General features: G+C 52.5%; 25 protein-coding genes. 18 read left to right on the plus strand and 7 right to left on the minus strand.

Features of this window, described 5'->3' with window-relative positions; all coding sequences use genetic code 11:
• Positions 1–105 precede the first annotated feature (105 nt).
• Both Q31b_RS22260 and Q31b_RS22265 read left to right on the plus strand, forming a co-directional pair.
• Positions 106–1,536, plus strand: coding sequence for a sulfatase (locus tag Q31b_RS22260; RefSeq protein ID WP_146601839.1), 1,431 nt, complete (start codon positions 106–108; stop codon positions 1,534–1,536).
• A 174-nt stretch (positions 1,537–1,710) separates the two neighbouring features.
• Complete coding sequence (locus tag Q31b_RS22265; protein WP_146601840.1) at positions 1,711–3,366, plus strand: FAD-dependent oxidoreductase; 1,656 nt, start codon at positions 1,711–1,713, stop codon at positions 3,364–3,366.
• A 660-nt stretch (positions 3,367–4,026) separates the two neighbouring features.
• On the opposite strand, the gene Q31b_RS22270 is transcribed toward Q31b_RS22265, so the two are convergent.
• Positions 4,027–5,073, minus strand: a complete 1,047-nt coding sequence (locus Q31b_RS22270; protein WP_146601841.1) for a transposase — start codon at positions 5,071–5,073, stop codon at positions 4,027–4,029.
• A gap of 255 nt (positions 5,074–5,328) precedes the next feature.
• Between Q31b_RS22270 and Q31b_RS22275 the strand changes: the two genes are divergently transcribed.
• The 3 genes from Q31b_RS22275 to Q31b_RS22285 all read left to right on the plus strand — a co-directional run bounded on the left by Q31b_RS22275 (position 5,329) and on the right by Q31b_RS22285 (position 6,865).
• Positions 5,329–6,030 carry a transposase gene (locus tag Q31b_RS22275; protein WP_197172052.1) on the plus strand — a complete coding sequence of 234 codons (702 nt, stop codon included), beginning with the start codon at positions 5,329–5,331 and terminating at the stop codon, positions 6,028–6,030.
• A gap of 225 nt (positions 6,031–6,255) precedes the next feature.
• A complete protein-coding gene (locus tag Q31b_RS22280) occupies positions 6,256–6,504 on the plus strand; it encodes a DUF4357 domain-containing protein (protein WP_231617764.1) in 249 nt (82 codons plus the stop codon).
• Positions 6,505–6,538: 34 nt separating this feature from the next.
• A complete protein-coding gene (locus Q31b_RS22285; RefSeq protein WP_146601844.1) occupies positions 6,539–6,865 on the plus strand; it encodes a hypothetical protein in 327 nt (108 codons plus the stop codon).
• A 658-nt stretch (positions 6,866–7,523) separates the two neighbouring features.
• Here the strand turns inward: Q31b_RS22285 and Q31b_RS22290 are convergent.
• Both Q31b_RS22290 and Q31b_RS22295 read right to left on the minus strand, forming a co-directional pair.
• Positions 7,524–8,462 carry a tyrosine-type recombinase/integrase gene (locus Q31b_RS22290; RefSeq protein WP_146601845.1) on the minus strand — a complete coding sequence of 313 codons (939 nt, stop codon included), beginning with the start codon at positions 8,460–8,462 and terminating at the stop codon, positions 7,524–7,526.
• A gap of 54 nt (positions 8,463–8,516) precedes the next feature.
• Positions 8,517–8,726, minus strand: a complete 210-nt coding sequence (locus Q31b_RS22295; protein WP_146601846.1) for a hypothetical protein — start codon at positions 8,724–8,726, stop codon at positions 8,517–8,519.
• A 286-nt stretch (positions 8,727–9,012) separates the two neighbouring features.
• On the opposite strand from Q31b_RS22295, the gene Q31b_RS22300 reads away from it, so the two are divergent.
• The 13 genes from Q31b_RS22300 (at position 9,013) to Q31b_RS22360 (ending at position 18,398) form a co-directional block, all read left to right on the plus strand.
• On the plus strand, positions 9,013–10,578 hold the full coding sequence (locus Q31b_RS22300) for a tyrosine-type recombinase/integrase (protein ID WP_146601847.1): 1,566 nt from the start codon (positions 9,013–9,015) through the stop codon (positions 10,576–10,578).
• Positions 10,579–10,858: 280 nt separating this feature from the next.
• Positions 10,859–11,230: a DUF1257 domain-containing protein gene (locus Q31b_RS22305; RefSeq protein ID WP_146601848.1), complete on the plus strand. Its 372-nt coding sequence runs from the start codon at positions 10,859–10,861 to the stop codon at positions 11,228–11,230.
• Positions 11,227–11,415 (plus strand): DUF2997 domain-containing protein, encoded by a 189-nt coding sequence (locus Q31b_RS22310; protein WP_146601849.1) that lies wholly within the window; start codon positions 11,227–11,229, stop codon positions 11,413–11,415. The genes Q31b_RS22305 and Q31b_RS22310 overlap by 4 nt, the downstream gene beginning before the upstream one ends.
• Before the next feature lie 77 nt (positions 11,416–11,492).
• A complete protein-coding gene (locus Q31b_RS22315) occupies positions 11,493–12,986 on the plus strand; it encodes an AAA family ATPase (RefSeq protein WP_146601905.1) in 1,494 nt (497 codons plus the stop codon).
• Positions 12,987–13,055: 69 nt separating this feature from the next.
• The gene (locus tag Q31b_RS22320) at positions 13,056–14,000 is read left to right on the plus strand and encodes a hypothetical protein (RefSeq protein WP_146601850.1); all 945 of its coding nucleotides are present in this window, start codon (positions 13,056–13,058) and stop codon (positions 13,998–14,000) included.
• 8 nt (positions 14,001–14,008) lie between these two features.
• Positions 14,009–14,257 (plus strand): hypothetical protein, encoded by a 249-nt coding sequence (locus Q31b_RS22325; protein ID WP_146601851.1) that lies wholly within the window; start codon positions 14,009–14,011, stop codon positions 14,255–14,257.
• A 127-nt stretch (positions 14,258–14,384) separates the two neighbouring features.
• Positions 14,385–14,591, plus strand: a complete 207-nt coding sequence (locus Q31b_RS22330; RefSeq protein ID WP_146601852.1) for a hypothetical protein — start codon at positions 14,385–14,387, stop codon at positions 14,589–14,591.
• 149 nt (positions 14,592–14,740) lie between these two features.
• Positions 14,741–14,962 carry a molybdopterin converting factor gene (locus Q31b_RS22335; RefSeq protein WP_146601853.1) on the plus strand — a complete coding sequence of 74 codons (222 nt, stop codon included), beginning with the start codon at positions 14,741–14,743 and terminating at the stop codon, positions 14,960–14,962.
• Positions 14,963–14,964: 2 nt separating this feature from the next.
• On the plus strand, positions 14,965–15,984 hold the full coding sequence (locus tag Q31b_RS22340) for a hypothetical protein (RefSeq protein ID WP_146601854.1): 1,020 nt from the start codon (positions 14,965–14,967) through the stop codon (positions 15,982–15,984).
• Positions 15,908–16,576 (plus strand): hypothetical protein, encoded by a 669-nt coding sequence (locus Q31b_RS22345; protein WP_146601855.1) that lies wholly within the window; start codon positions 15,908–15,910, stop codon positions 16,574–16,576. Before Q31b_RS22340 ends, Q31b_RS22345 begins: the two co-directional genes overlap by 77 nt.
• Positions 16,573–17,229, plus strand: a complete 657-nt coding sequence (locus tag Q31b_RS22350; RefSeq protein WP_146601856.1) for a HesA/MoeB/ThiF family protein — start codon at positions 16,573–16,575, stop codon at positions 17,227–17,229. The genes Q31b_RS22345 and Q31b_RS22350 overlap by 4 nt, the downstream gene beginning before the upstream one ends.
• A 44-nt stretch (positions 17,230–17,273) precedes the next feature.
• The gene (locus tag Q31b_RS22355) at positions 17,274–17,747 is read left to right on the plus strand and encodes a hypothetical protein (protein WP_146601857.1); all 474 of its coding nucleotides are present in this window, start codon (positions 17,274–17,276) and stop codon (positions 17,745–17,747) included.
• Between the two features lie 222 nt (positions 17,748–17,969).
• Positions 17,970–18,398, plus strand: coding sequence for a hypothetical protein (locus Q31b_RS22360; protein ID WP_146601858.1), 429 nt, complete (start codon positions 17,970–17,972; stop codon positions 18,396–18,398).
• Positions 18,399–18,626: 228 nt separating this feature from the next.
• Here the strand turns inward: Q31b_RS22360 and Q31b_RS22365 are convergent, their stop codons facing one another.
• From Q31b_RS22365 to Q31b_RS22380, 4 genes are all read right to left on the minus strand, one after another.
• Positions 18,627–18,857, minus strand: a complete 231-nt coding sequence (locus Q31b_RS22365) for a hypothetical protein (protein WP_146601859.1) — start codon at positions 18,855–18,857, stop codon at positions 18,627–18,629.
• 303 nt (positions 18,858–19,160) lie between these two features.
• A complete protein-coding gene (locus Q31b_RS22370; RefSeq protein WP_146601860.1) occupies positions 19,161–19,637 on the minus strand; it encodes a hypothetical protein in 477 nt (158 codons plus the stop codon).
• 176 nt (positions 19,638–19,813) lie between these two features.
• Positions 19,814–20,695 carry a hypothetical protein gene (locus tag Q31b_RS22375; RefSeq protein WP_146601861.1) on the minus strand — a complete coding sequence of 294 codons (882 nt, stop codon included), beginning with the start codon at positions 20,693–20,695 and terminating at the stop codon, positions 19,814–19,816.
• 3,866 nt (positions 20,696–24,561) lie between these two features.
• On the minus strand, positions 24,562–25,256 hold a 695-nt coding region (locus Q31b_RS22380), incomplete at its 5' end, for an RHS repeat domain-containing protein (RefSeq protein ID WP_146601862.1).

Below are 25,256 nucleotides of genomic sequence, written 5' to 3' on the forward strand. Positions count from 1 at the left end.
TGGTCGCCTACAAGCCTCGGTTCGCCTAGCCGCCGGGCAAGCGATGGCGATCGAGTTGGCCAATCGGGTTTCAGCAAATAGAACTTAACAACAAAAGGAACGAAGATGGTTTATTCACGATTGATTCTATGTTTGCTATTCGCTGCATCTCTGTGCGGGGCACCGACGCAAGCGGCCCCGCAAGCGGCCCAAAAATCGGCCCCAAAATCGGCACTGAAATCACCGAATTTTATCCTGATCTTAACGGACGACCAAAGTTGGGTTGGGTCGTCCCTGTGCATTGATCCTGACGACAAACGTACAAGCAGCGACTTTTATCAGACGCCGAATATCGAGCGTTTGGCATCACTTGGCATGCGGTTTACGCAGGGATATGCTCCGGCTCCCTATTGCTGCCCAACACGTCGCAGTATTCAAATTGGGCAATCCTCCGCTCGCCATCTCGACCAGAAAGATCAACCCGGATGGACGGAATACTACAAGCAGCAACCAACGATCCCGAAATCGCTAAAAGCAATTGATCCAAACTACCGCACCGCCCACTTTGGAAAATGGGATTTTCGTTATGACGGTATATCACCGGCCGCTATTGGCTATGACATCAGCGATGGTCCAACAGGAAACGGTGAAGGCGGAGGTCCTGGTACTGACTGGCCTGCAGCCAAGGAAGATCCTAAGCTGATTGATTACCTGACCGAACGCACTTGTCGTTTTATGGCTGATTGTTCGGATGAGAAGAAACCGTTTTATGTGCAGCTTTCACATTATGCGGTACACCTTGGTGTCTACTATAAACAGGCGACTCTGGATCGTGTCGCAAAAAGACAGAAAGGAACCAACCACAACATCGCTGAATTTGCGGCCATGACGGAGGATATGGATACAGGCATCGGCCGTGTTCTGGACAAGGTAAAGGAATTGGGGCTGGATGATTCCACCTACATCATTTTTATGTCGGACAATGGAGGAAGAAAAGATATTCCCGGCTTTGAGTCCGACAATCTCAATCTGCCCCTTCGCGGCAATAAAGGAAACATGTACGAAGGAGGGATCCGGGTTCCATTTATTGTGAGTGGCCCAGCCATTCAAGCGGGCTCGATTTCGCATGTTCCAGTTTCGGGCGTCGACCTATTGCCTACCATTACAGACTTGGCCGGCCAACAACTACAACACAATAGATTGGATGGCGGCAGCCTTAAATCTCTCTTGAATGGGCAATCGGAGACCGTCAAACGCAATAATGACTTTTTGATTTTTCACCAGGCCGTTATCCGTAAGCCTCAAACTGCCATTCTCAAAGGCAACTACAAACTCGTTAAGACGTGGGACGGCAATAAGCTTGAGCTATTTGATTTGAGCAACGACTTGGCAGAAGCTCAGGATCTCTCGAATGAGATGCCTGAGAAAACGGAAGAATTACATCAACGCATGGTGGCCTATCTGGATAAGGTGAACGCCGCAACAGAATATATGGGTAGCAAAAGCCAAATCTACAAGCTCTGGGGGAAAACGCGTAAGAAAAGCGAGGATGAGTAGTGCGGATCCGTCTTTCCTAATGCGTTGGTTTTACTAGAAGTAATACTGAAGAATTCTCCGGATTGGACAACGCTGACCGGGGTATGGGAACAATGATCCGGACGCTCCCCAAGGAAAGGGATGCATCTTTTCGCTTCCAATAGACCATCGCTACTTTTAAACGGGAAAGAAGACATGAAACGCTTTGCGACTTTTTTGATCACCCTCGTATTTCTCACACCTCGTTGCCACGCTGCAGATTCAACTGAGCCACTCCAGGCCGATGTGGTCATTTATGGCGGGACATCAGCCGCGATTACGGCCGCGGTGCAGCTTGCTCAAATGGATAGGTCGGTGATCATTGCCTGCCCTGAAAAGCACCTTGGTGGAATGTCGGCAAGCGGTCTTGGGTTCACCGATGTAGGGGACAAGAGTGTCATTGGTGGATTATCCAGGGAGTTTTATCACCGAGTCTATCTACATTATCAGGATGAATTTGCCTGGAAGTGGCAGCCCAGAGAGGAATATGGCAACGAAGGTCAGGGCACGACAGCCATCGACGACCGCATGCAAACCATGTGGACTTTTGAACCTCATGTCGCCGAGCAGATTTTCGAGACCTTCATTTCAGAAAATAGTATTGCCGTGCTACGTGGTGAGTGGCTGGATCGAGAAAATGGCGTGGTGGTCGCTGGAGGCAAGATTCAATCAATCGCCATGCTGAGTGGGAAGGTGTTTGAAGCGGAGGTCTTTATGGACGCCACCTATGAAGGCGACCTGATGGCTGCCGCTGGCGTCACCTACACGACAGGCCGGGAAGCCAACAGTGTTTATGGCGAGACATGGAACGGCGTTCAGTGCGGCAAGTTTCACCACAGCCATAATTTCCAGCAACTTAACATTAGCCCTTATGTCATTCCGGGCGACCCAACAAGTGGTGTGTTGCCGCGTATTTCCACCGAACCTTCCGGCGAGAATGGTTCTGGCGACAAACGCATCCAAGCCTACAACTACAGACTATGCACGACCAACGCGGAAGGAAATATCGTGCCTTTTGAGAAGCCTGAGAACTACGACCCTGCGCAATATGAGTTGCTAAGACGTGTTTTCAGAGGCGGCAGATACTCCATGTTTGGTGGTGGAAAGATCCCCAACAACAAGAGAGATGTCAATAATGTCGGCCCTTTCAGCTCCGACAACATTGGCATGAATTACGACTACCCGGAAGCCTCTTACGAAGAGCGGAAGGCAATTCTAGATGAGCATATCAACTACCATAAAGGCTTGCTGTATTTCTGGGGCCACGACGAAAGCGTGCCCGAGAGATTCAGGAAGAGCATTAGGAAATGGGGGCATGCAAAGGACGAATTTGTAGATAACGATCATTGGCCTTACCAGATCTATGTGCGTGAGGCACGACGCATGGTTGGCGATTTCGTCATGACCGAAAACGAAATCCTAGGCCGAAACAAAGTTGACAAACCCATCGGAATGGGTTCGTACACCATGGATTCGCACAATGTTCAGCGCTACATCACCCCGGAAGGATTCGTGCAGAACGAGGGCGACCTGGGGGTCGACGCCGACCAGCCCTACCAGATTCACCTGGGAACGATCCTACCTAAAGAAGAAGAGTGTAAGAATCTACTGGTGCTCACAGCCGTCTCCAGCTCCCACATTGCTTTTGGGTCCATCCGAATGGAGCCCGTCTTCATGATTCTTGGTCAGAGCGCAGCAACTATCGCAGGCATGGCTATCGAGAAAGACATCGACATCCATGAGTTGGAATACAGCGAGCTAAAAACGAAGCTGCGTGCCGACGGACAGATCCTGGATATTTCTGACCGATAGCAGGCGGCACTCGTAGGTACCTGCTTGTCTAGCGACAATTAGGAAAGCGTCGGCATCCAGAGCCCAGGGACAGAGCATCATCTTAGGTGAGGCAACAACACCTCGAACAGGTTACGTCGTAATTTTTGCTTTGCGGCAGAGCCCAGGGACAGAGCATCATCTTAGGTGAGGCAACAACACCTCGAACAGGTTACGTCGTAATTTTTGCTTTGCTATTGCACCTGATCGTCAAATAGCGTGTGTGCAAGCCAGTGAGATAGGCTTTTTTCCTCGGAATGGCCGTATTGGGTGCGTACCTTCATCCTGGGGCAGCTCAAAGAGCGTCACGAAAAGGAGGGAAATCGAAGAAGGGACGCTCAGTCCGGGAGCGTCAGTAGCTCGCGGGCGCGGCGGCGGAGATGGTAGCGGCGGTGCGTGCGGTGACAACGCATCGAATCGGTCAGAGCCCAGGGACAGAGCATTATCTTAGGTGAGGCAACAACACCTCGAACAGGTTACGTCGTAATTTTTGCTTTGCTATTGCACCTGATCGTCAAATAGCGTGTGTGCATGCCAGTGAGATAGGCTTTTTTCCTCGGAATGGCCGTATTGGGTGCGTACCTTCATCCTGGGGCAGCTCAAAGAGCGTCACGAAAAGGAGGGAAATCGAAGAAGGGGCACTCAGTCCGGGAGCGTCAATAGCTCGCGAGCGCGGCGGCGGAGATGGTAGCGGCGGTGCGTGCGGTGACAACGCATCGAATCGACACTTTCGGGGCGTCCAGCAATGCTGCAGAACAATTTCCCAAAGTCCTTCACCAGTTCGCACCAAGTCGCTTGCTCGAGTCCCAACCGAACCAAAATCGGTGGTGCAGCCGAAGGCGTCACTCCGCGTTTGCCCGGCGCCACTTGCCGAGCTGTCCAATCGAGTAGCTTCAAGTAATCCACGAGCGAAATCGGTAAGAAGCCTTTATCACTACAACGCTTGCCGCTGTCGCTAGCACAGGGACCTACGGGATCAAGCTGCTCATCGATCGACAGAGGTGCCAAGAAAGCATCCGGCTTGTCTTCGCTTGGTGACTCACTTTTCATCGCCTTGATTCGTTTTTGCACCGACGTATGCTCGCTCTGCTCCAGCGTTTCCGCCATCGCGGCACGAATCAGGTTCAAATCCACGTAAGCGGCACAGGCCAGCAGGGATGCTTCGTCCGTCAATCGAGTTGCACGGTAGCGATCTTGGAAGAACCGGCCCGACTCCTGTTCCTCGCGATTCGCTCGCATCGCAACGCGTTGGCACAACAACCGCATCCACCAACTGAAACTGCTCAGCCGCTCGCGGATTTCTTGGCATTTGATTGGACAACCAGCGATCGATTTGAGTTCTGGCTCGCTTGGCGGCAAAGGCGACCCGTCGGATTTGCGGCGGTGTGGACAGAGCATCAGCCAGCGCCGAGCCACCTCCCTGTCGCTCCAGGTCGCCACCAAATCGGGCCGCGATCTTAGGATCAAGTGGATGTGGTTGTCTAGTATTGAAAAAGCTAGCAAATCTAAAGAAAAAAATTCCGCAAACTGTTGCAGATATTTTTCGATCCAGATTTTCCGGTGGTCGAAGTTTTTGCCGGACACTTGGTCATTTCCCATCAGGAAACAGCGTCGGCAGGTCCGATTGTACAGATGGGCGATAACGACCTCATGCGGATCAAACACTTCGCTACGTGCCAACCGAACCATCACACACCTCCCGAGAGAAAAGCATCAGCAGAATCACCAGAAATCGTATACCTCGGTTAGGGAAAAGGCAAATCCACCAGAATCATGCTCTGTCCCTTGGTGTTATGTGTCCCTTGGTGTTATGAGCAGAATCACCAGAAATCGTATACCTCGGTTAGGGAAAAGGCAAATCCACCAGAATCATGCTCTGTCCCTTGGTGTTATGCCTTGGTGTTATGCGTTCTTGGATACTCGGCTCATCGAAACCTCTGCAACATGGCTGATTCCCTGCCAGAAACGGCATGGAAACGTCTTGATCGATCTGTGAAAAGTTCGCCTGACAAGGTCGAGCGAGCCAAACGAGCCAACGAGAAAGAAAAGATTGTGCAAGTCAACGGTTACAAGAATCAGCGACTCACTGGCGAGAGCTACGCAGAGTTCGAGTATCGCCCGACGGCATGCACACAGCGTTACCGGATGATTGTCGTTCGCAAAGACATCGATGTGACCACCGGCCAACTGCTACTGCGATCTGAACAGCGTTACTTCTTCTATATCACCAATGAAAGTGCATCGGAGGTATCGGCAAGAGAAGTCATTCGTGCGAGCAACCAGAGATGTGACCAAGAGAATACGATTAGTCAACTGAAAGGATGCGGCGCTCTGAACGCTCCGCTGAATGACCTTGTAAGCAACATGGCGTACATGTTGTTCGCGTCGTTGTCTTGGACCCTGAAGATCTGGAGCGGACTTTTGATCCGTGTCCAAGGAAATGAATCACAGAAACGGGTTCGCCGTCAGGCACGCAATCGCATCTTGCGAATGGAATATTGGACGTACCTCAATAGTTTGATGCTACTTCCAGCGCAGGTGATTCGCTCATCGCGTCAACGAGTTTTTAGGTTGCTAACGTATCGACCCAGTGTCGATCTTTTGATGACGATGCACGATCACATCTCGCTCCCGCTTCGTTGTTGACGTCGTAGCAAAAAAGAAGCTGAGATCTGGATGTCTCGGTACCGCCGCAACGCCTAACCTTCAACACCCTAAACATGCACACCCACAAAAACGACAGTCATGAAACGAGGCCACCGGTCTGTCCGAACCAAAACGGAAAAAATACTCGGAAATACGGTTCGCGGGTCGCTTGATTGAGGGCTAGTGGAAGACGGTTTCGTTGTTCTCGCCGGCAGCAAAGCTCGGATGGAAGTCGCACCTTCGGGAGCGTCGTTAGTAAATCCCCAACGGGAAAAGTTACTCTCGGCAGGCATCATAGAAGAGCGTGATGGCGACTACTACTTCACGCAAGATTACCTTTTCAATGCACCCAGTACCGCTGCCGCTTTCGTCCTTGGCCGAAATGCAAACGGTTGGGTCGAATGGAAAGACAAAAACGACGCAACGCTAAGCGAATTGCATCGCGATACAATTACGACGGACGAAGACGCGTAACGAATGTTTACCCTCTAAGACAGGACATAAAGAAATGAGTTTGCGTTTGGACTACGACAAGGTTGAGCGGTTCAATACGTTTTTCGTGTCGCAAGAGATGTACGACGCGATCAAAGCGTTGCCGTGGATCGAACCAGCGAAGGCTCGCGAAGATGAGGGAATGGATAAAGAAAGCCTGAAAGTCGTTGGCAAAAATTACAAAGTCGCCTACTGCGGACACAATGGTGTTCATCAGGTTAGAGAGGCATATCGCTTTCTTGCGGAAGGACTCGCCAGTCTAGAAGCGGTATCGTTGATCGGCGGTCATCTTGTTAACGAATACTTGAACGACGAATCTGGGGCGAGCGATTCGGAAGAATAGAAGTCGTCAAAAACATTTGCTAACTTCGCGGCTAGTAGTTGCGACGACGCCACGCAAAGTCAACCAACCCATCTATCTACTTAACCGGCCAACACGCCCGCGACGTCGCCTTGGTGCGGCCTTGTCGCGGGCGTTTCTTTCAGCCGTTGGCCAACGTTTCCCCGCGTTTTTCGGCACACGAAAAAGTTCTTGGAATGACTCCGGGACGGCGCTGGATGTGTTTTCGAGACAGAGGAAACGGGAATGACAGAGAGGCCAACGCGGAGCAATCGTAGCCCCAGCAACCGACCTCATGCTCGATTGCTTGGACGGCGATGGCGATCCCGGTTGGATTTACTTCCGTCATTTTCAATGGCGCTGTAAGCAAGCTGAACCAACTTGCGACCACGGCGGCATGGTTCTTGAAGTTGGCGGGACCTGTTGCCAAAACCAGGGCAATGTTTTTTGATGCGCGTCCCCGACGGGGAATGTAAATAGAGTCTCGTTTGCGAAGGGGGAACCCCGGCGCCCCCCCTGTCGGTCTACTCTGCCACGGTGGCAGAGTAGAGCTAAGGCGGACGCCTCACAATCTGCGCCGCATCCGCCCTGCTATTTGTCGATGTTGCCGAAACCATCGTATGGGCGGTGTTCGATCGGTTTTTGCTTTGCTCGGTATCGGTTAGCCCACCTTCCTTGCGGCGGCGATTGCCTTTTGACGGTCCTTCTCGGCATAAATCTTTGTGACCTCAAGATCGCTGTGCCCGAGTAGCAACGATGCAGCTTCTAGGCCCTCGGTGCGACGCACTTCGGTTCCAAATGTGTGACGAACCCGGTTTGGTGACCAGCGATGATTCTTTCGCCATTGTGCGGCCTGGTCTTCGTCCATCCCCTCTGGTACGGGAAACGCCTTGTCGCAAGCTCGCGAAATTGCGCGGCGGTAAGAGTTCGTGTCGTAGGATTGTCGCGGCGGTCTCTTGCGGTTCTTCGTCTTCACGCTTCCAACTTTGTTGCCCGCATTCGGTGGTGTTTTGCGAGCGGCTGTGCGGGCGGCTCGGCGTTTTTTCTCGGATTCCCTCGGGTCAAAACAGTGTTGGTTTGCGGGCCGCAATAGATACTCAATCAGGATCGCTTGACCTCGCGGCCCAACGTAAATTACCCGCTGCTTGCCCTTGTGCGCGGTCTTATGCTGGTCAAGATGGATTTCCCAAACATCGTTCGATCGGTCGACCATGCATGGTTTAATCATGCAAACTTCGGCAGGGCGACAGCCAACGGCTTGCTGGAATCGCACCATATCGGCGACGACTTCGGGCAAGTGCTGTAGCGTCTTTGCGATGACTTCCGGCTCAACCGGTCGGATAGGATCGTAATCCGGCGCCTTCGTCCGTCCTTTGCGTAAGGATTCGATCATCCCCAAGGCCTGCGGGACCGTTGGCGTTACCAAACCGCGTGACGCTGACCAACGGAAGACCCGGACTAGGCGACCCATGGTCTCGTTAACGTAGCCTCGCGAATGGCCCTCTTCGACCATGCCTTGCCGGATCGCCTCAAACTGAACGTAACCGAATTTGGCCGCCTCTGTATTGCCGTACAGTTTCTTGGTTCTGCGAATCAGCAACTTCGCCTTTTGAAACTCGGTTGCCTCCGAACCGTAGTGCTTCTTGGCCCAGCCTTAATACGCGGCGAACATCTCAACTAAAGTCAAATCGGCTTTGGCATCGTCGGTGATGACGACGCCGCCTGTGGCGATAAACTCGCCCACAAGGCGGTTGTATTCGGCTCGGGATTCCTTGGTGCCGTATTTGCCAAGGTAGTAATATTGTCCGCCCAGGCGTACGCGGGCGTTGCCGGAAGAATGGCGTGAATACTTCGGGATCTTCATCGAAACAGTCTCCAATCGGAGTGTTTTCGACATGATGTCGAAAATCACTCAAAGGAAAATGCCGTTCCTAGATCCACTCTAAGGGCAGTTTGACATCGTTATTTACAGTATTTTCGTGCGAGTCGGAGCGACAAGATTTGAACTTGCGACCTCTGCGTCCCGAACATTCCTGGGTTTTTATAAATGCCGTAAATTACGGTGTTTTTTCAAACAGGTGATACCAAATCTGTTCCCTCAATGGTAAAAATCGTATCTCCAATCGTATCACCACTCAGCAGGTAGCCAGATGCCACGAAAGCGGAAATTAACTTTTCAAAAAGGGACACGCGGGCGCAAGGGACGCTGGAAAAAGATTTACAAAGGAACCAATTACTATCTAGGCCAAGGGAAATCACAATCGGACATTGAGGGCTATCAAGCGGCCTTGGCTCGCTGGGAGGAGATCAAAGCTCAGCTCGATAGTAGAGCATCCGTGGCCGAACCGCCAAAACAAAAAGTCTACGATGATACGATTCGTGAATGGGAATTAGTCTTGGCGTGGTCAGTCCAGTACGCTCACGATGACACTGCTGAGGAAGCAAGAAGTAAAATCGCAGATCTTCGCAGCCGCCGGGATCTCAAAAAGCCTCCGCCGATTGAAGAAGAAGATCGTTTTTTTGGCTGGACTGAAAGCTTGTATTGTTTTCAACATGAATTACTTAATGAAGCTAAAGTTTCGCTTGCTCGTCAAGTACCCGAGGAATTAGCTGAGGCATTTAAAACAAGTTTTAAATCCTATGGGCCACTTCCACTCACGCCAGTGGCGGATGATAGGTTTTACGAAAACCTTTTTCGAGATGAAGAAGTGCGGTGGAAGGATCGAATTGAAAACCAAAAAAAACTGATGGGGGCGCTGGAATCAAATACTCTTGAATTTTGGGTGCAAAGCTATATTACGAAGCAGCACCAACGGGTCGATGCCAAGGCTCTTTCTGCTGGACGATACAGCAGTATCAAAGCCGCGCTGGACCGCTTTCAAAGTTGGGCAGGTGGCCAATCCGCTGTCGATACCATTTGCGCTCGAACGCTCACGCAGTTTCACAGCCATCTCCTCCAATTGATATCGAAGGATCAGTGTGCCCCGGCTTATGCACGTGATATTGTCACCGTGGTTCGTTCCTTAGTTCGTTGGCTTTGGGAACAGGATGCAATCGAAAATCTGCCCAAGAACATCGATTCAACGGAACTAAGAATTTGTCGCAAATCAACGACGCCGCAAACCTTTGAGATCGATGAGGTCATGACATTGTTACAGACCACGTCAGACAGATCGCGACTTTATGTTCTGCTCGCATTGAACTGCGGCATGACTCAAAAGGATATTTCGGACCTTTGCTCCGAAGACATCAATTGGCAAGCCAGAACGATTACACGAAAACGAAGCAAAACACAGCATCACGAAAGTGTCCCCACTGTTACCTACCGTCTGTGGCCGGAGACGCTGTCCTTGCTTCTCCAAGAGCGAGGTACCAACCCCGAGATTTTACTTCCCAATCGCAATGGTAACCGACTCCTGAGCATGGTCATTCGACCGAACGGGACGTATTCGAAAACCGATAACATAAAAAATGCGTATGAACGAGCCTTACGCCGGATGCCTTTCAAGAAACCCTTCAAGCTGCTTCGAAAAACGTCAGCGACGCTGATTTCGGCCGACAAAAGATTTCGCGGTCTTGACCAACTATTCCTCGGGCATGCACCGAGCACTGTCGCCGAACGCCACTACGTTGCAATCGATAAAAATGCCCTAAACGAGGCACTGAGCTACCTTCGGGAAAAATACAAAATCGCTTCAATTGATACGGATAAGTAAGCTTGTCCCGTAGTGGGACGAGCCTCCAAGTGTTTTGGCGTTGGCATTTAGCTTGCAGGATAGAATACAGCTACCATTGGGCTCAGATCATCGCCCTGTGCCAATCAACTGTAACAGACGGCATAGGTAATTAGCGTTGCAAACCACCCGTCTCAAAAATCACAGTAGCTTAATCTAGCCCAGAAACGTGGCATATAACTTGGTCGGAAGTGTGCTGCTATCGACCGTGGCCAAATCTCTTGTTTGGCTGCCCGATTTCTCTCTTTTGGGAGGGTTTCTAGTGTCACATATTGTGCAAATCGAGGCTCAGGTGCGTGATCCAGTTGCGATACGAGCGGCTTGCTCGCGGTTGCAATTGCCGGAGCCACACTTGGGCTCGGCTAAGCTTTTTAGTGGGCTTCGGGAAGGCTGGATCGTTCAGCTTTCGGGTTGGCGGTATCCGGTGGTTTGCAATTGCAATAGCGGCCAAGTCGATTTCGATAATTACGAAGGCCACTGGGGCGCGCGATCGCGACTTGATGCGTTCCTGCAGCGATACGCTGTTGAAAAAACCTTGATCGAAGCTCGTAGGCAAGGGCACTCGGTGGTTGAGCAGTCCCTTGCCGATGGGAGCGTGAAGCTGACCGTCAACGTCGCAGGAGGTGCATCATGAAAACGATCGAAATCATCGTTGCACCCGACGGTAACACTCGTGCCGAGACGTTTGGGTTTTCTGGCCAATCCTGCCGGGAGGCTAGCCGGTTTATCGAATCGGCTTTGGGTAAGGCAACAAACGAAACGTTGAAGCCCGAGTTTCATCAGGCGACTGGTTCGCAGCAGCAATCGACGCGTCAGTAGCGGCGATTTTCTTTTCAATACCACGTGGCTTGGTCTGCGTGGTTTTTTATTTTCCACAACATGGAAAGGATAGAATGATGTCGCTTAACGAGCGATTGAGCGAACTCGTGCGCGCGTGCTTCTCAGGTATCTGGATCACGACCCACGAACCTCACGAGGCGATTACCGAAATCGCGAACCTCTGCCGACAAGAGCAGTGGCAGTGTGCTAGTTGGAATGTGGCAAGCGGACTGGCTGTCGGTGGTCAGGACGTGCCGCAAGATGCTACCGATCCACTGGCGGCCCTGCGTGCCGCTGATGCGATCGGGGGCGATGATCAGACCAAAATCTTGATCTTGGAAAACTTTCATCGGTTCTTGCAATCGGCCGAAATCGTGCAGGCGATGGTCAAGCAAGTGCTCGCTGGGAAACAGTCCCGGACGATTCTGATTGTCTTGGCTCCGGTCGTCCAGATCCCGGTCGAACTTGAAAAGCTGATGGTGGTGGTTGACCACGAACTGCCCGATCGCCAACAGTTAAAAAAGATTGCCGAAGAAATCGCTGTCGAACCGGGGGAACTACCGGACGCGGCGGAGCTGGAGCGCGTGCTCGATGCTGCCGTTGGGTTGACTCGTATCGAGGCCGAAAATGCTTTTAGTTTGTCGTTGATCCGTGAGTCTTGCCTTGCACCCGAAACGCTTTGGCAGCAAAAATCGCAAATGCTCACCAAATCAGGTTTGCTGAAACTCTATCGGGGTACTGACAATTTTTCACAGCTCGGTGGACTCGATTCGCTCAAACGATTCACCAAACGGGCACTGCTACAGCCATGCCGTAGCAATCCGTTACGACGGCCTCGCGGCGTGATGCTGTTGTCGCCCCCTGGCTGCGGAAAGAGTGCGTTTTGTAAGGCTCTTGGCAAAGAGACCGGCCGCCCGGTCTTGCAACTCGATGTTGGTTGCTTGATGGGTTCGCTCGTTGGATCGACCGAAGAACGGACTCGCCGGGCGCTAGCGATTGCGGACGCGATGGCTCCGGCGATCTTGATGGTCGATGAAGTCGAAAAAGCGTTTGCGGGCAGCAGTAATGGCGGCCAAAACGACGGCGGTGTTTCGTCTCGGATGCTCGGCTCGTTCCTTGGCTGGCTCAATGACCACGAAACCGACGTTTTCGTGGTTTGCACGTCGAACAATATCCGACAACTGCCGCCGGAATTCTCTCGTTCGGAACGCTTCGATGGTGTGTTCTTTGTCGACTTGCCATCGCGTGAAGCCAAAGACTCCATCTGGGCAATGTATTTGGCCCTGTTCGAGTTGGATTCAACTCAGCGGCTACCCGACGACAACGATTGGTCTGGAGCTGAGATCCGAGCCTGCTGCCGCTTGGCTGCCCTGTTGGACATGCCGGTCGTTCAGTCCGCCCAGAACGTCGTGCCAGTAGCGGTGACGTCGTCCGAATCAGTCGATGCACTGCGTCAGTGGGCATCGGGGCGCTGTCTCGATGCAGATCGGCCAGGCGTGTACACAGCCAGTTCGCCTAAGACCAGCAACGGCAAACGACGGCTTGCTCGGTCACGGCCTTCCAACAACTAAACAGCGTCTGCCTAATCGCGGCGTTTCAGTTCACCATCCCTATCTCACTCTCTTACAATGGAAAACTCCATGAGCAGTATTCTGGATGAATCGCTGGATCAAGCCAGCGAAACCGCATCCGAAAGGCTACGGACCAGCATGGCCGCGATGCGGCTTAGCTTTACTTGGTTCGGCACCCGCAAGACGCTATCGCCTCAGCAGAAAAGTCAGGCAGCTGACACATTTCATGCAGAAGGCAAATTCATTTCCGCAGGCAAGAAACTAATCGACACAGGCGCTCCGGCGTTTCGTGCCGTGACCAGTATCCGCAGCCGTGCGGTCGCCTATTTTAAGGGCGTCAGTTTACCGTATCCCGAGTCTGGAATCCGTTTGGTTCCGCAGGGATCACTTGATGATATTTCGATCGCGATGCAGTCGTTTCACGATGAGTTGCAACAAGCGGTCATCGAACTCGATCAGCAGTTCTCGCAGCTGAAGTATGAAGCCCGCGAGCGACTTGGCGACTTGTATTGCGATGCAGATTACCCCGACACCATGTCCGGCTTATTCGAGATTGCCTGGGATTTCCCGAGTGTCGAGCCGCCCGAGTACCTGCGTCGGCTCAACCCGCAGCTTTATCAGCAAGAGTGCGATCGAATGCGCAATCGGTTTGATGAGGCGGTGCAAATGGCCGAAGGGGCATTCCTCGATGAATTGTCCAAATTGGTCGACCACTTGTCCGAGCGGATTGCCGGTAGCGACGACGGCAAGCCGAAAGTGTTTCGTGATTCGGCAATCGAGAACTTGACCATGTTCTTTGAACGGTTCCAACGATTAAACATTTCTTCGAGTGGCGAGCTCGATCAATTGGTGGATCGTGCCCGTGCGGTGATGAGAGGCGTGAAACCGGATCAGCTTCGCGGGGACGCAGCATTTCGCCAAGAGATCGCCGGTAAGCTGTCAGGTGTGCAATCGTCTCTCGACGGACTGCTGGTGGATCGGCCTCGCCGCAGCCTGATCCGGCGCGCGAAGTAGGCTCAGAAATGGAAATCATTATTTTGCCCAGTGGCGAGGGTCGCTGTGTTTACAGCGAAGCGATCGACTTGAACCAGCTTGGTTCGCTGTCGATCCGCCGTGGCTCACATGTCGAGCCCAACGACCAAGGCCAATGGATGGCTGATCTTTCACCCGTTGATGGTCCTCGGTTGGGGCCGTTCGACAACCGTAGTAAGGCTCTTGCAGCCGAACTTAGTTGGCTCAATTTGCATTGGCTAATGGCTGATAACTCGTAGCGGAACTCGCCAAGAGTTTCGTTCCTAACCTAACGTCAAATAATTCAAGCCCTCGAGGGACCGGCACCGTGCCGATCCGACGAGGGCTTTTTTCGTTTCTGTTCCCTTCACTTTGGAGATTCAATCGATGTTACAAGCAGACCTCTACCGTAGCGTTTCCCGTGCGACCGGCGAATCGGTTGCCACCATCAAACGGCTTGGCTTTCTAATCGCCGATCCCTCGCAGCCGATCAGCGATTCGGAAGCTGAAATTCTCGGACCCCACGTCATCGACTGGGATGTACTCGATGCATATCGCAATGAAAACACCGATGCGGAATTCGTGCTTGGTTAAGCCGCCACATCACCTTATCGGTAAACAACTTCCACGACGCGGCGGGTGGTCCCAGCACCATCAACCGCGTCGTGGCCGACGACGACTTCGCTTTCGTGGTCGTCGCCAAACAAACCCTCACACGACCATACACTCTAAGGATAAATAGCATGAAGATTCTTCTCATTAACAACGACGGTGCCGGCTTCGCCAACTATGTCGAAGTCGCTGACAACACGACCGTCAGTGAACTGTTTGACCAGCGTGTCGGCTCTGGCAAAGAACACAACTATTTGATCCGAGTTAACCGATTACCCTCGGCAGCGGACCAGCAGCTTTGCGAGGGCGACCGAATTTCGATCACACCGAACAAGATCGAAGGAGCGGCATAAAGATGTGCCGAACCAATAAGAAGCCAACCCGCAAAGAGTTGCAGGAGCGATGCCGTGCAGCCATGGCGGTCCACCGCCGACTACATCGCACGCCAAAGCCCGCCGAACCGGCGGCAATCGACTCGACGCTTTTGTCGCGTATTGAGCGCCTTCGGCGTCTGCATCGGATCGCCGACCAACGAGGTTGGTCATCGGCACGGCGAACGATTCAGCAGCGTTTGGCTCAGGCGTATCGTGCTCTGGCTTTTCAGGCCGAGTCGTTCGCGATCGACTTGGATACGACGTCGACGTGTGGACCGATTAGCTCAGTCCACGACATCATCGCTGATTTGAATGCCTTGGCGGTGGAATACGACCTACTAAGAATCGAGCGCAAGTTACAAACCGTTTCGATCGTGACCGACGCGATCGAACTCGAAGACACCTACCTGGGAGCCTTTGAGATTCGAATCGAATTGAAGCACTTAACGGAAAGCTGTCCCTACCGAATCATTGCACGTGATCCAAACCCGGCGCAAATGTGTGACGGTAACACTCATCCCCATGTCATGGACGAACGTTTGTGTGAGGGCGAGGGGCAGGCCGCCATTAAAATGGCGTTGGCACAAGGTCGTTTGTACGACTTCTTTGCGATCGTTTGCCAAATTCTGCAAACCTACAACGCCGACAGTGCCTATGTCTCCTTGGACGCCTGGGACGGCGTGGAGTGTAGCGAATGTGGCGATGTCGTCTCTGGTGATTCGCGGTGCCAATGCGACCGCTGTGAATGCGAACTGTGTAACGACTGTGCCAGCAGTTGTAGCCAATGCAGCGAAACGTTGTGCGACGACTGCTCGAAATCTTGCAGCAGCTGCGACGAAACCCTTTGTGCCTACTGTCTGGGCGAGTGCTCGGCTTGTGGCGATTCCTATTGTGAACACTGCTTAAACCAGGAGAACCTTTGTGATGATTGCGTTGAAAAACAAGAAACCGAACCGGTCGAGACGCCGTCAGAGGCGAGCACGGCCAAGGTTACGGTTTAGCCCGTATGCCTGGGCGAAACTGCTCTGCCTTCGTGATGCGGGGCCGAGCGAAGTGGGTGGGTTTGGTATCAGCGATGCCAACGATCCACTATTGGTAATCGACATTGAACTCGTACGGCAACGCTGCACGGCAGTGACCGTCGAGTTCGATGACGAATCGGTTGCCGACTTCTTCGATCAGCAAGTTGACGAGGGACGGATGCCGGATCAATTTGGAAGGATTTGGATCCACACTCATCCAGGCTGCTCGGCGATGCCAAGCGGTACGGATGAAGAAACATTCGACCGAGCGTTCTGTAGCCCCGACTGGGCCGTGATGTTCATCTTAGCCCAACATGGAGCGACCTACGGACGACTGCGTTACAACGTTGGTCCGAGTACGTCGGTGCGACTCGGGCTCGATATTGACTATACGCTCGACTTCCCCGCAACGGATCCAGACGCTTGGCTCGACGAGTATGAGAACAACGTTCGCATCCACGATCCATTCTCGTCAGGCCGCATCTTCGACTACGGAGCGGATGATTCGATTCTCGATCCGATGGATATCGACGCCGCCGCTTGGCATGCGAACGAATGGGTGGCGTCATGACGATTTCCACCGACCGTTTTTCGCGGCAGTCGGCACTCGTACCGATCGACCGCATGAAGAGCAAGCTAGTCACCGTGATCGGTGTCGGTGCAATCGGTCGGCAAGTCGCACTGCAACTTGCGTCGCTCGGTGTTCGTCGCTTGCAACTGATTGACTTTGACACCGTCGAGTCAACCAACGTCACCACACAAGGCTATCTGGCTTCGGATGTCGGCGTCAGCAAAGTGCTAGCCACGAAACTGGCTATCGAACGGATCGACTCTGCGATCGAGATTGACATGATTATCGATCGCTATCGCCGTAGCCAGCAAGTGGGTCAGGTGATCTTCTGCTGTGTCGACTCGATTACGGCTCGGTCTGCCATTTGGCGAAGCCTGCGGGACCAAGTCGTACTCTTCGTTGACGGTCGGATGTTGGGCGAGGTGATCCGCATCCTGACGGCCGATAGCGACTCGTCAGCCGAATACTACGCTACGACGCTATTCGCCGCTGCGGAGGCCCAGCAGGGAGCCTGCACGTCGCATGGCACGATCTACACCGCATCAATCGCAGCAGGGCTGATGGTCCAGCAGTTTACACGCTGGCTACGCGATCTGCCCACGGATCGTGACCTGTCGTGCAACCTTCTCGCCAGTGAACTTGTCGTTCACTGAGCGATATTTCCAATCCATTACACCTTCATACAAAGAGTTAAATCATGACGACCCGAATCACGGTGGGAGTCCGCCGTAAGCACGGCCAGCCGAACTTCGGCAGCCATGGTGCCGACTGTCACATCGACTTCGAGATCGGCGGCGATCCGCTTGCAGAACCTGACGGCCAATTGACCGGACGTATCCGCGAAGCTTTCCATTTGTGCCGCCAAGAAGTCGAACGGGAACTTGCGGTTGAAACTACAAAAGCCAGCGAGCAGCCCTCTCGCGACCCTCCTCAGGCTTCCCAGCGTACCAATGGGCAAGCACCCGCAGGCGGCAACGGCCAATCGCGTATTCGCGAAGCGACCGAGGCCCAAATCCGAGCGATTCACGCGATCGCATCGAAAGCGAATGTCCATTTGGCAAGCCAGCTAGAAACCGACTTTGACGTTTCCACGCCGAAGCAGTTGACGCTGCGGCAAGCCAGCGACTTGATCGAAAAGCTCAAAAGCCGTCTTAACCAAACTGCGTCGTAGCCAGCTGAATCAAATTCGCTACTACCTCGCTCCTTTCTCTTCACTACTCAAAAACAGGGACAATACAACGAATGCTCTCGCAGCTAGTCCTGATCGAGGTTTTGTCTTTCGCCCTTGCGTCAGCGATGCTCGTGGTACGCAACGACCGGAGGCAAATACGAACCATGCGGCGGATGATGCAAATAATGATCCGCCAACAACCAACCAAGGAGCAACCGGCCCATGAAACCACTCCTCCTCAACCTGATCGTCGGTGGTCTTTCGCTGACGATTCTCCCCGGCATGTCGACGCGAACGACGACAAGAGTCACACCCGAGACTTTGGAGGAACTCGTACACCTACAACAATCGGTGGGCGATCTGCAAGGTGAACTCAATCGCGGGCGAGACCAGCTCGAGGAAGACCGGCGGCAATGGGACCAGCGTGAACGCCGAGCCCCAGTCATTGCAGCGGTAATCCAAACAGGCGGGATTCTCTTCGCATCTCTACTTCCGATCGTTGCAGTCGTGATCCTGCTATGGCCACGAACAACCGAAACTGCCGATGCCGAAATCGTCGACACGATCCTAAACGACGCCACCAGCGAGCAACCCCGGCTGCTTCCGCAGCCAAGTCCACCCGAATCACCCGAGCCAGTGCGGCTTGAGTGATTCACCCGCCGCGACCCGCCTTACTACCCGTAAGCGGGCTGCGGCTTTTTTTAGCCGTCAGAGATGATGCAGTAGACGCGATGGCCAAGTGACGTAGTCTGCAAACGACAATATAGCAATGACATGCTAATTATTGGGCAGCTTTTCACGACGTAATCGTGAATCCACTCGAATACCTCCTCTGAGATATCAACCGAATGAAAAAGAAGCAAGACAAAATCAACTGTCTCACAATACGTCGGTTAGTTGTCGGGGTGTTCTAATTGTGGACGAAGCTTCTCGGTGAGCGAGCAGCCGTAATGCGTACTTGCGTTGGTGCCCGGTAATCGCGACCAACTCATCAAGTATTCGAGACTTGTCCTTTTTTCGGGCGACGTAGTATCGCGTTCGAATTAAGTCAATCAGCTCTGCTTTTGCATGCATTTCCATGGCGGCACCTACGATTTTGGTATCTTTCACTTGAGGCAACCAATATCGTTCGGTATCCGATTCGCTGAGGCAATGCGAAGCGGAGAACTAATTGTCGCCGAACAGCCGCGTAGCCATTCTCTCGTATCTTCCTCAACCACCCGATTGTCAAGAATCAGTTGCTTGGTCTGCCGCTCCCCGCTGCGCCAATTGCGAAAACTGCCCGGAATTCTCTGTGAATGAGTGCGGTACCACATCTACCTCGTCTGGCAAATTCTATCGAAGCAGCCCAATTCCTCCACAGACCACTCTTCCGCTACGTCGTCGGAGTTCTTTGACAGGACGCCCCATCCATTAGATTTCTCCATTTGATTGCTTCTTCCTTGCCATGCGTTCGATTGCAGAAACGATTGCGGACTTTGGATCTAGCGGTCGGAACACGACGGGCGTTTCTCCTGACTCGCCAGAGTAGAGGACTAAAACGGGCATTGCATCGACTCCGTCCTCCTTCACAAGTCTCCACACACCGGATTGTCCGCTCGTAAGATCCGCAGACATGATAGGTAGTTTTGTGGTTGCAAGGCTGCGTGTAACTTCCTGCGATATCAATCCGCCCTTCGGATCAGCAGATGCCATGTGATTTGCGAAATACAGGACTGCCGTCGCTTCGCCACTTTCATTACGGAGCAATAATTCATCATGAGAGTATGGAATCCAGTTGATTTGTTTCGAGCCAAAGTCATCAGATCGGTCATGGGTAGTACACGATATGCAAGACGCGAAACAAATAATTCCGCCAATAATAGCGATGTTGTGTTGTAAGGATTTCATTGCATCGATTCCAGTTTGGTCAAGGAAACGCGAACTATCAGGCGACAAGTTCGGCCATCCACGGGCGAAGTGCTTGACTGCCGGCTACTCTTCGTAACCCCCCGCGACGATGGCCGTCTTATCACATCCCCGTAGCCCGCGCAGCACCGATCGAGTTTAGATCGACATCCTTCGTCTTAATAACAGAAGCAAGTTTCTTTAAGACCCTCAAGAACAGCAAAATCGCTTTTAGGGACATTTGGTACTATACCGGGTGTCGGGGTAGCATCGGATGGCCGGATAGGACCCGTCACCGGACCTTGACCAATCTTTTCGTAACTCCGAGGCTCAGGTAACGTCGTAATCTCCGGCATGCCTGAGAAAGGTCCTGGTATCTTAGAGCATACAATATGGAAGTCTCCTGTCATGGAACGGTTTTCCAAGCCGGTCGCTCCGTCGTAGATCACAGTCGTCCAAGTCCATAGGCGACACTTCGTCTGTCCGCACTTGCAGTCTTGTGAGCAGTCTGATTCTTCTCCCTTGCTTAAAAGATAATCACGAACCAACTCACTGTGATACAGCTCATTGTCGAAAGTTCGAAGTGCTAACCCGGCGCAATTGTACTCTTCAATGTCAACGCCAGGGTTCAGTGGCCGATCATCGATAGGCAATTCATTTACCCTCCTCACGCAGGCTTGATACGCCTTGTGAATTTCGAACTTCACTTGCCCTTGTTCGTACAAAGAAAGGTTGTCGGCTTTAGCCAACTCTTGCAAAGCCCATTGACGACATCCACGAACATCACCGGGTGAGTAAGGATCTAAAAACTGCATTCCTAAAGGATCCAGCGCGTTCAAACTGAAGTAGGCCCGATACAAACTCATCCCATCCACATACCCAATCGGATCTCTGGAGCAAGACTCCAATCGTCGGCAACTGTCGTAAATACAACGCGGTTTGTTAGCGCGTTTTACGTGGTTTTCAAGGCAGGTTCGGCGCGGATTGACGCCTGAACACCTCGCGGGCGCGCGAGTGCGGTTTTTCAAAACACGACGGCGGATCGTAGTTGCAGTTTTCACGTCGTACATTCTAATCGATCGGTGCGGCCTCATGGGAAGTGGCAACACCTCGAATCGTAAATCTTTTTCTCTAGCTGCTCTTTCGCGCAGCGACCACGACCGGAAGCAACGACGAGCAGCTAAAGAAAGAGGATTAAGTAGCGCGATGGCGTGGGCGTGGGCGACTTGTTTTACGCAGACGCGGGAGAGCCACCAGGATCGTCGTCTGGGCCATCGTCGTTGTCGTTGGCCTTGAGTCGTCCGGTGACGGTTCCTCTCGCTCGTGGTCCGCTGGGTGAGTTAGCTCGTGGATTTGACGAAGCTTGCTGATTAAGACTTGTGTGTAAATTTTGGTTGTGGTTATTCGTCGTGTCTGCGACGCTCTTTGCTCGTGGTCCGTTGCACGTTAGAACTCTCACTTCGCTTACGCTCGTTCGCCATTCGCTTGCGCTCACCGATCGGCTCGAAGATGCGCGGACTCGGCCTCCAGCCGAAAGCCCTGGCGGGCATCCTGCCCGCCAACGAAAAAGGCCGCCTTTCGGCAGCCTTCACAACGTCGTTTCACTCCGGTGCATCACCACGCAACAGACGCTGAAAACCGAAGATCAAGTTTGACCCCCGCGAAGCGTTCTGCCCCTGTTAATTTTCGCCACTCCAAGACTGCAAGTTAGCCCTAGCCCAATTCCTGCCAAAATGTTGACAAATGCTCCTGTGGACTTCCAAGATTGAAAATCCTTCCAAACCCATCTTCCTGTCTGAATTAACAAATCTTCATCTGGTTGTTGCCATACAATCAAGTAAGTACATGGCCAACCGAATTCCGTTTGATGGCGTGGAACGTTGTGGGTGCGGAGTTTGACCACACGAGGCGTAGAATTTACGCGAATCATCAATGCAATAACCGCTACGAACACGAGCAGCTGTATCAACGAGTATCTAGTAAGGCGGAACATATGGACCAATTCCCTGCCCATCAACGACGAGACTATTATGCTGCCCTTCGCCTTCACAACAATTCCATTCTGAAAAGACGTTTCGACTTGCGGACTCCAGCGGCGGTTCACTATCCCACCAAGTCGGTCGCGTTCTCGTTGACGGTAAAATTCCTGCTGGTCCGGCCTCATGGCCCCATACACTATCCAAGTCACCGGTTACGGACTCGGGATAGAATCGAATTCGTCCAAAAATGAGCGAATAGCCACATTTCTTTTTACTTACGGGGTATGCCGTCGTGTCATACTCTCCTGGTGGTGGACCCCAGCTGTTTTTTGGTACTCGAAAGGCTTCCCAGAAATAGCTAGTAGTTCCATCCTGAAGATGTTGTAGTGCGTCGGCGCTAGTGGGGCACGGCTCGCATGAACCGCAATCGACGACTTTCTCAAATTCCAATATCATTTGAACAATCCATCCTGTCTGAAAAATTGGATAGTCCAACTTGAATTCGTGAGTTACTCGAAGGCCTCCACACTCGAAATTTTTCGCGGAATGCTTAATCGCAACTGATAGATTCCCGCTCGGGTCCGCACGATTCAAAGGATCTGAAGCCACAAACTGATATAGACTTTCTGATTTATCCACATACCCGATAGGGTCTCTGGAGCAAGACTCCAATCGTCGGCGATCGTCGTAAATACATGACGGTTTGCTAGTGCGTTTTACGTGGTTTCGGGCGCAGGCTCGGCGCCTGAGCACCTCGCGGGCGCGCGAGTGCGGTTTTTCAAAGTTCGACGGCGGATCGTAGTTGCAGTTTTCACGTCGTACATTCTAATCGATCGGTGCGGCGTCATGGGAAGTGGCAACACCTCGAATCGTAAATTCTTTTCTTTAGCTGCTACTCCGCGCACCGACCACGACCGGAAGCAACAACGATCTGCTAAATAGCAGCTAAAGAAGAAGAGTTTTAATAACTAGCGCGATGGCGCGGGCGTGGGCGACTTGTTTTATGCGAGCGCGGTAGAGCCACCAGGATCGTCGTCTGGGCCATCGTCGTCATCGTTGGCCTTGAGGTCGTCCGGTGACGGTTCTTCTCGCTGGTGGTCCGCTGGGTGAGTTATCGGCTCGAAGCGTGCGCGGAGTCGGCATCCAGCCGAAAGCCTGTGGTGGGCATCCAGCCCACCAACGAAAAACGGCAGCCATTCGGCTACCCTTTCAATGTCGCTTCGCTCAGGTGCAAGTAGTAGATTCTTTCGAATCGGTACCGGAAACCTTAAACTTATTCGGGCGTCGAATTTTTTGACCGGACGACCCGAGTCGAAGTCATTAGCGAAAGCAATATGCAAATCGAAACCACTATCATAACGTCCAGAATGTCTGACTTTCCCGTGAAGTAATTCGCAACACTAATCGCTATCAGAACGGCGGATATTGCGGTAGCTTTACAGATCCTTGATTCAATTGCCTTTCTCATTAATTCCCCATTTAGCGACTGTCAGGATCGGTATTTATCAGATCTCTGCAACCGGGCCTGAAGGGCGGCCTTACACAACGCCATTCACAATAGTGTGTACATATTTCATCTGAAACTAAATTGCAAACTACCGCTCCAATCAAAGCGCCAATTAGTCTGCCAATACCCAAACCAATCACAAAGCAAACTACTGTTGTTGCTACAACGCAAACTTTGCCGCAAACGTAATCACAACTGACTGAAAATAATCCAGAAGGATCAAGTCCATTCAATGCCGCCCCATCAACATACTCGTACAGATTCCACTCACTCCCCGCAAACCCGATGGGGTCTCTGGAGCAAGACTCCAATCGTCGGCAACTGTCGTAAATACAACGCGGTTTGCTAGTGCGTTTTACGTGGTTTTCAAGGCAGGTTCGGCGCGGATTGACGCCTGAACACCTCGCGGGCGCGCGAGTGCGGTTTTTCAAAACACGACGGCGGATCGTAGTTGCAGTTTTCACGTCGTACATTCTAATCGATCGGTGCGGCCTCATGGGAAGTGGCAACACCTCGAATCGTAAATCTTTTTCTCTAGCTGCTCTTTCGCGCAGCGACCACGACCGGAAGCAACGACGAGCAGCTAAAGAAAGAGGATTAAGTAGCGCGATGGCGTGGGCGTGGGCGACTTGTTTTACGCAGACGCGGGAGAGCCACCAGGATCGTCGTCTGGGCCATCGTCGTTGTCGTTGGCCTTGAGTCGTCCGGTGACGGTTCCTCTCGCTCGTGGTCCGCTGGGTGAGTTAGCTCGTGGATTTGACGAAGCTTGCTGATTAAGACTTGTGTGTAAATTTTGGTTGTGGTTATTCGTCGTGTCTGCGACGCTCTTTGCTCGTGGTCCGTTGCACGTTAGAACTCTCACTTCGCTTACGCTCGTTCGCCATTCGCTTGCGCTCACCGATCGGCTCGAAGATGCGCGGACTCGGCCTCCAGCCGAAAGCCCTGGCGGGCATCCTGCCCGCCAACGAAAAAGGCCGCCTTTCGGCAGCCTTCACAACGTCGTTTCACTCCGGTGCATCACCACGCAACAGACGCTGAAAACCGAAGATCAAGTTTGACCCCCGCGAAGCGTGACCCCCCCGCGAAGCGTTAACGCTTCCGATATGAGACAACAAGCCTTAAAGCGTTGGTGGATTTACCAAGCTGCGTTTTTAGTTGGGGGAGATATTCTGGATCACTACATGGAGACGGTTCGATCAATGCGGACACAATTACTTCCCCAATTGAGCGTTTGGTTAGGTCAATGGATAGCTCAAGCATATTTCCATTGCTATCTTCACCAAGGTTCAAGACAATTCTCTCCGCTGCAACAGGGGTTCGGTCTCCCCCTATGCGGTGCGTCGTCAAATAGGCCTGATAGTAAAGATCTGCCGAATTCGCCATGATTTCTTGTACCTAAAATCGTTACAAAACGCAGGAAGCACTAAACTGAATCCAGCAATTAGTCGAACGGTTTGTCGTTTCCAAATTCCGTTATGCAGTCGTCGCCATCTGAGCACCCACAAGTCGCTTCCGAATACGTAATCGACAGTGCAGCACATTCCGCTTGAGACATTGCACCGAACGATACCGGTGCAGCATCTTCAAACCATGAGCAGCAGCAATAGCAGGTTCTTCCGCAATCTGGCCCGCGTGGATTTGGATTAGGAATGGGCACTGGGGGGTCAATCCGTGGTTCAGGCTCAGTTTCTGGATCACGCCTTCGTAAGTTTTCGATAATATCTTCCAGCTCTTCTATCACGGCTTCCCTACAAGGAGCGTACAACAGGCACCCAACGGAAATTCCAAGTGCAGCAGCCTGTAATACTTGACCAGCAGTAATTACAGGTAATAACGGTAGTGCGAATGCGAAATTCCCACCCGGGTCAACGCCCGCAATTGCAAAGTAAGCCCGATAAAGCGACTGCCCGTCCCAGTACCCGATCGGATCTCTGGAGCAGAACCTACCCGCAACCGGGTCGTACATTCGGGCGCGGTAGTGATACAGCCTGAGATCTTCATCCCACTCGCGGCCTGTGTACGTGGAACGATTGTTTTCGGAGGTCGTCGTAAGTGTCGTTCCGCTCGCGTCGGAGATCGTAGGTGTACCGTACGCATCATAGGCGTAGCGTTCTTTCACCAAACCACCGCCGTCGG

Origin of the sequence: Novipirellula aureliae, from assembly GCF_007860185.1 — a bacterium.
GTDB lineage: Bacteria > Planctomycetota > Planctomycetia > Pirellulales > Pirellulaceae > Novipirellula_A > Novipirellula_A aureliae.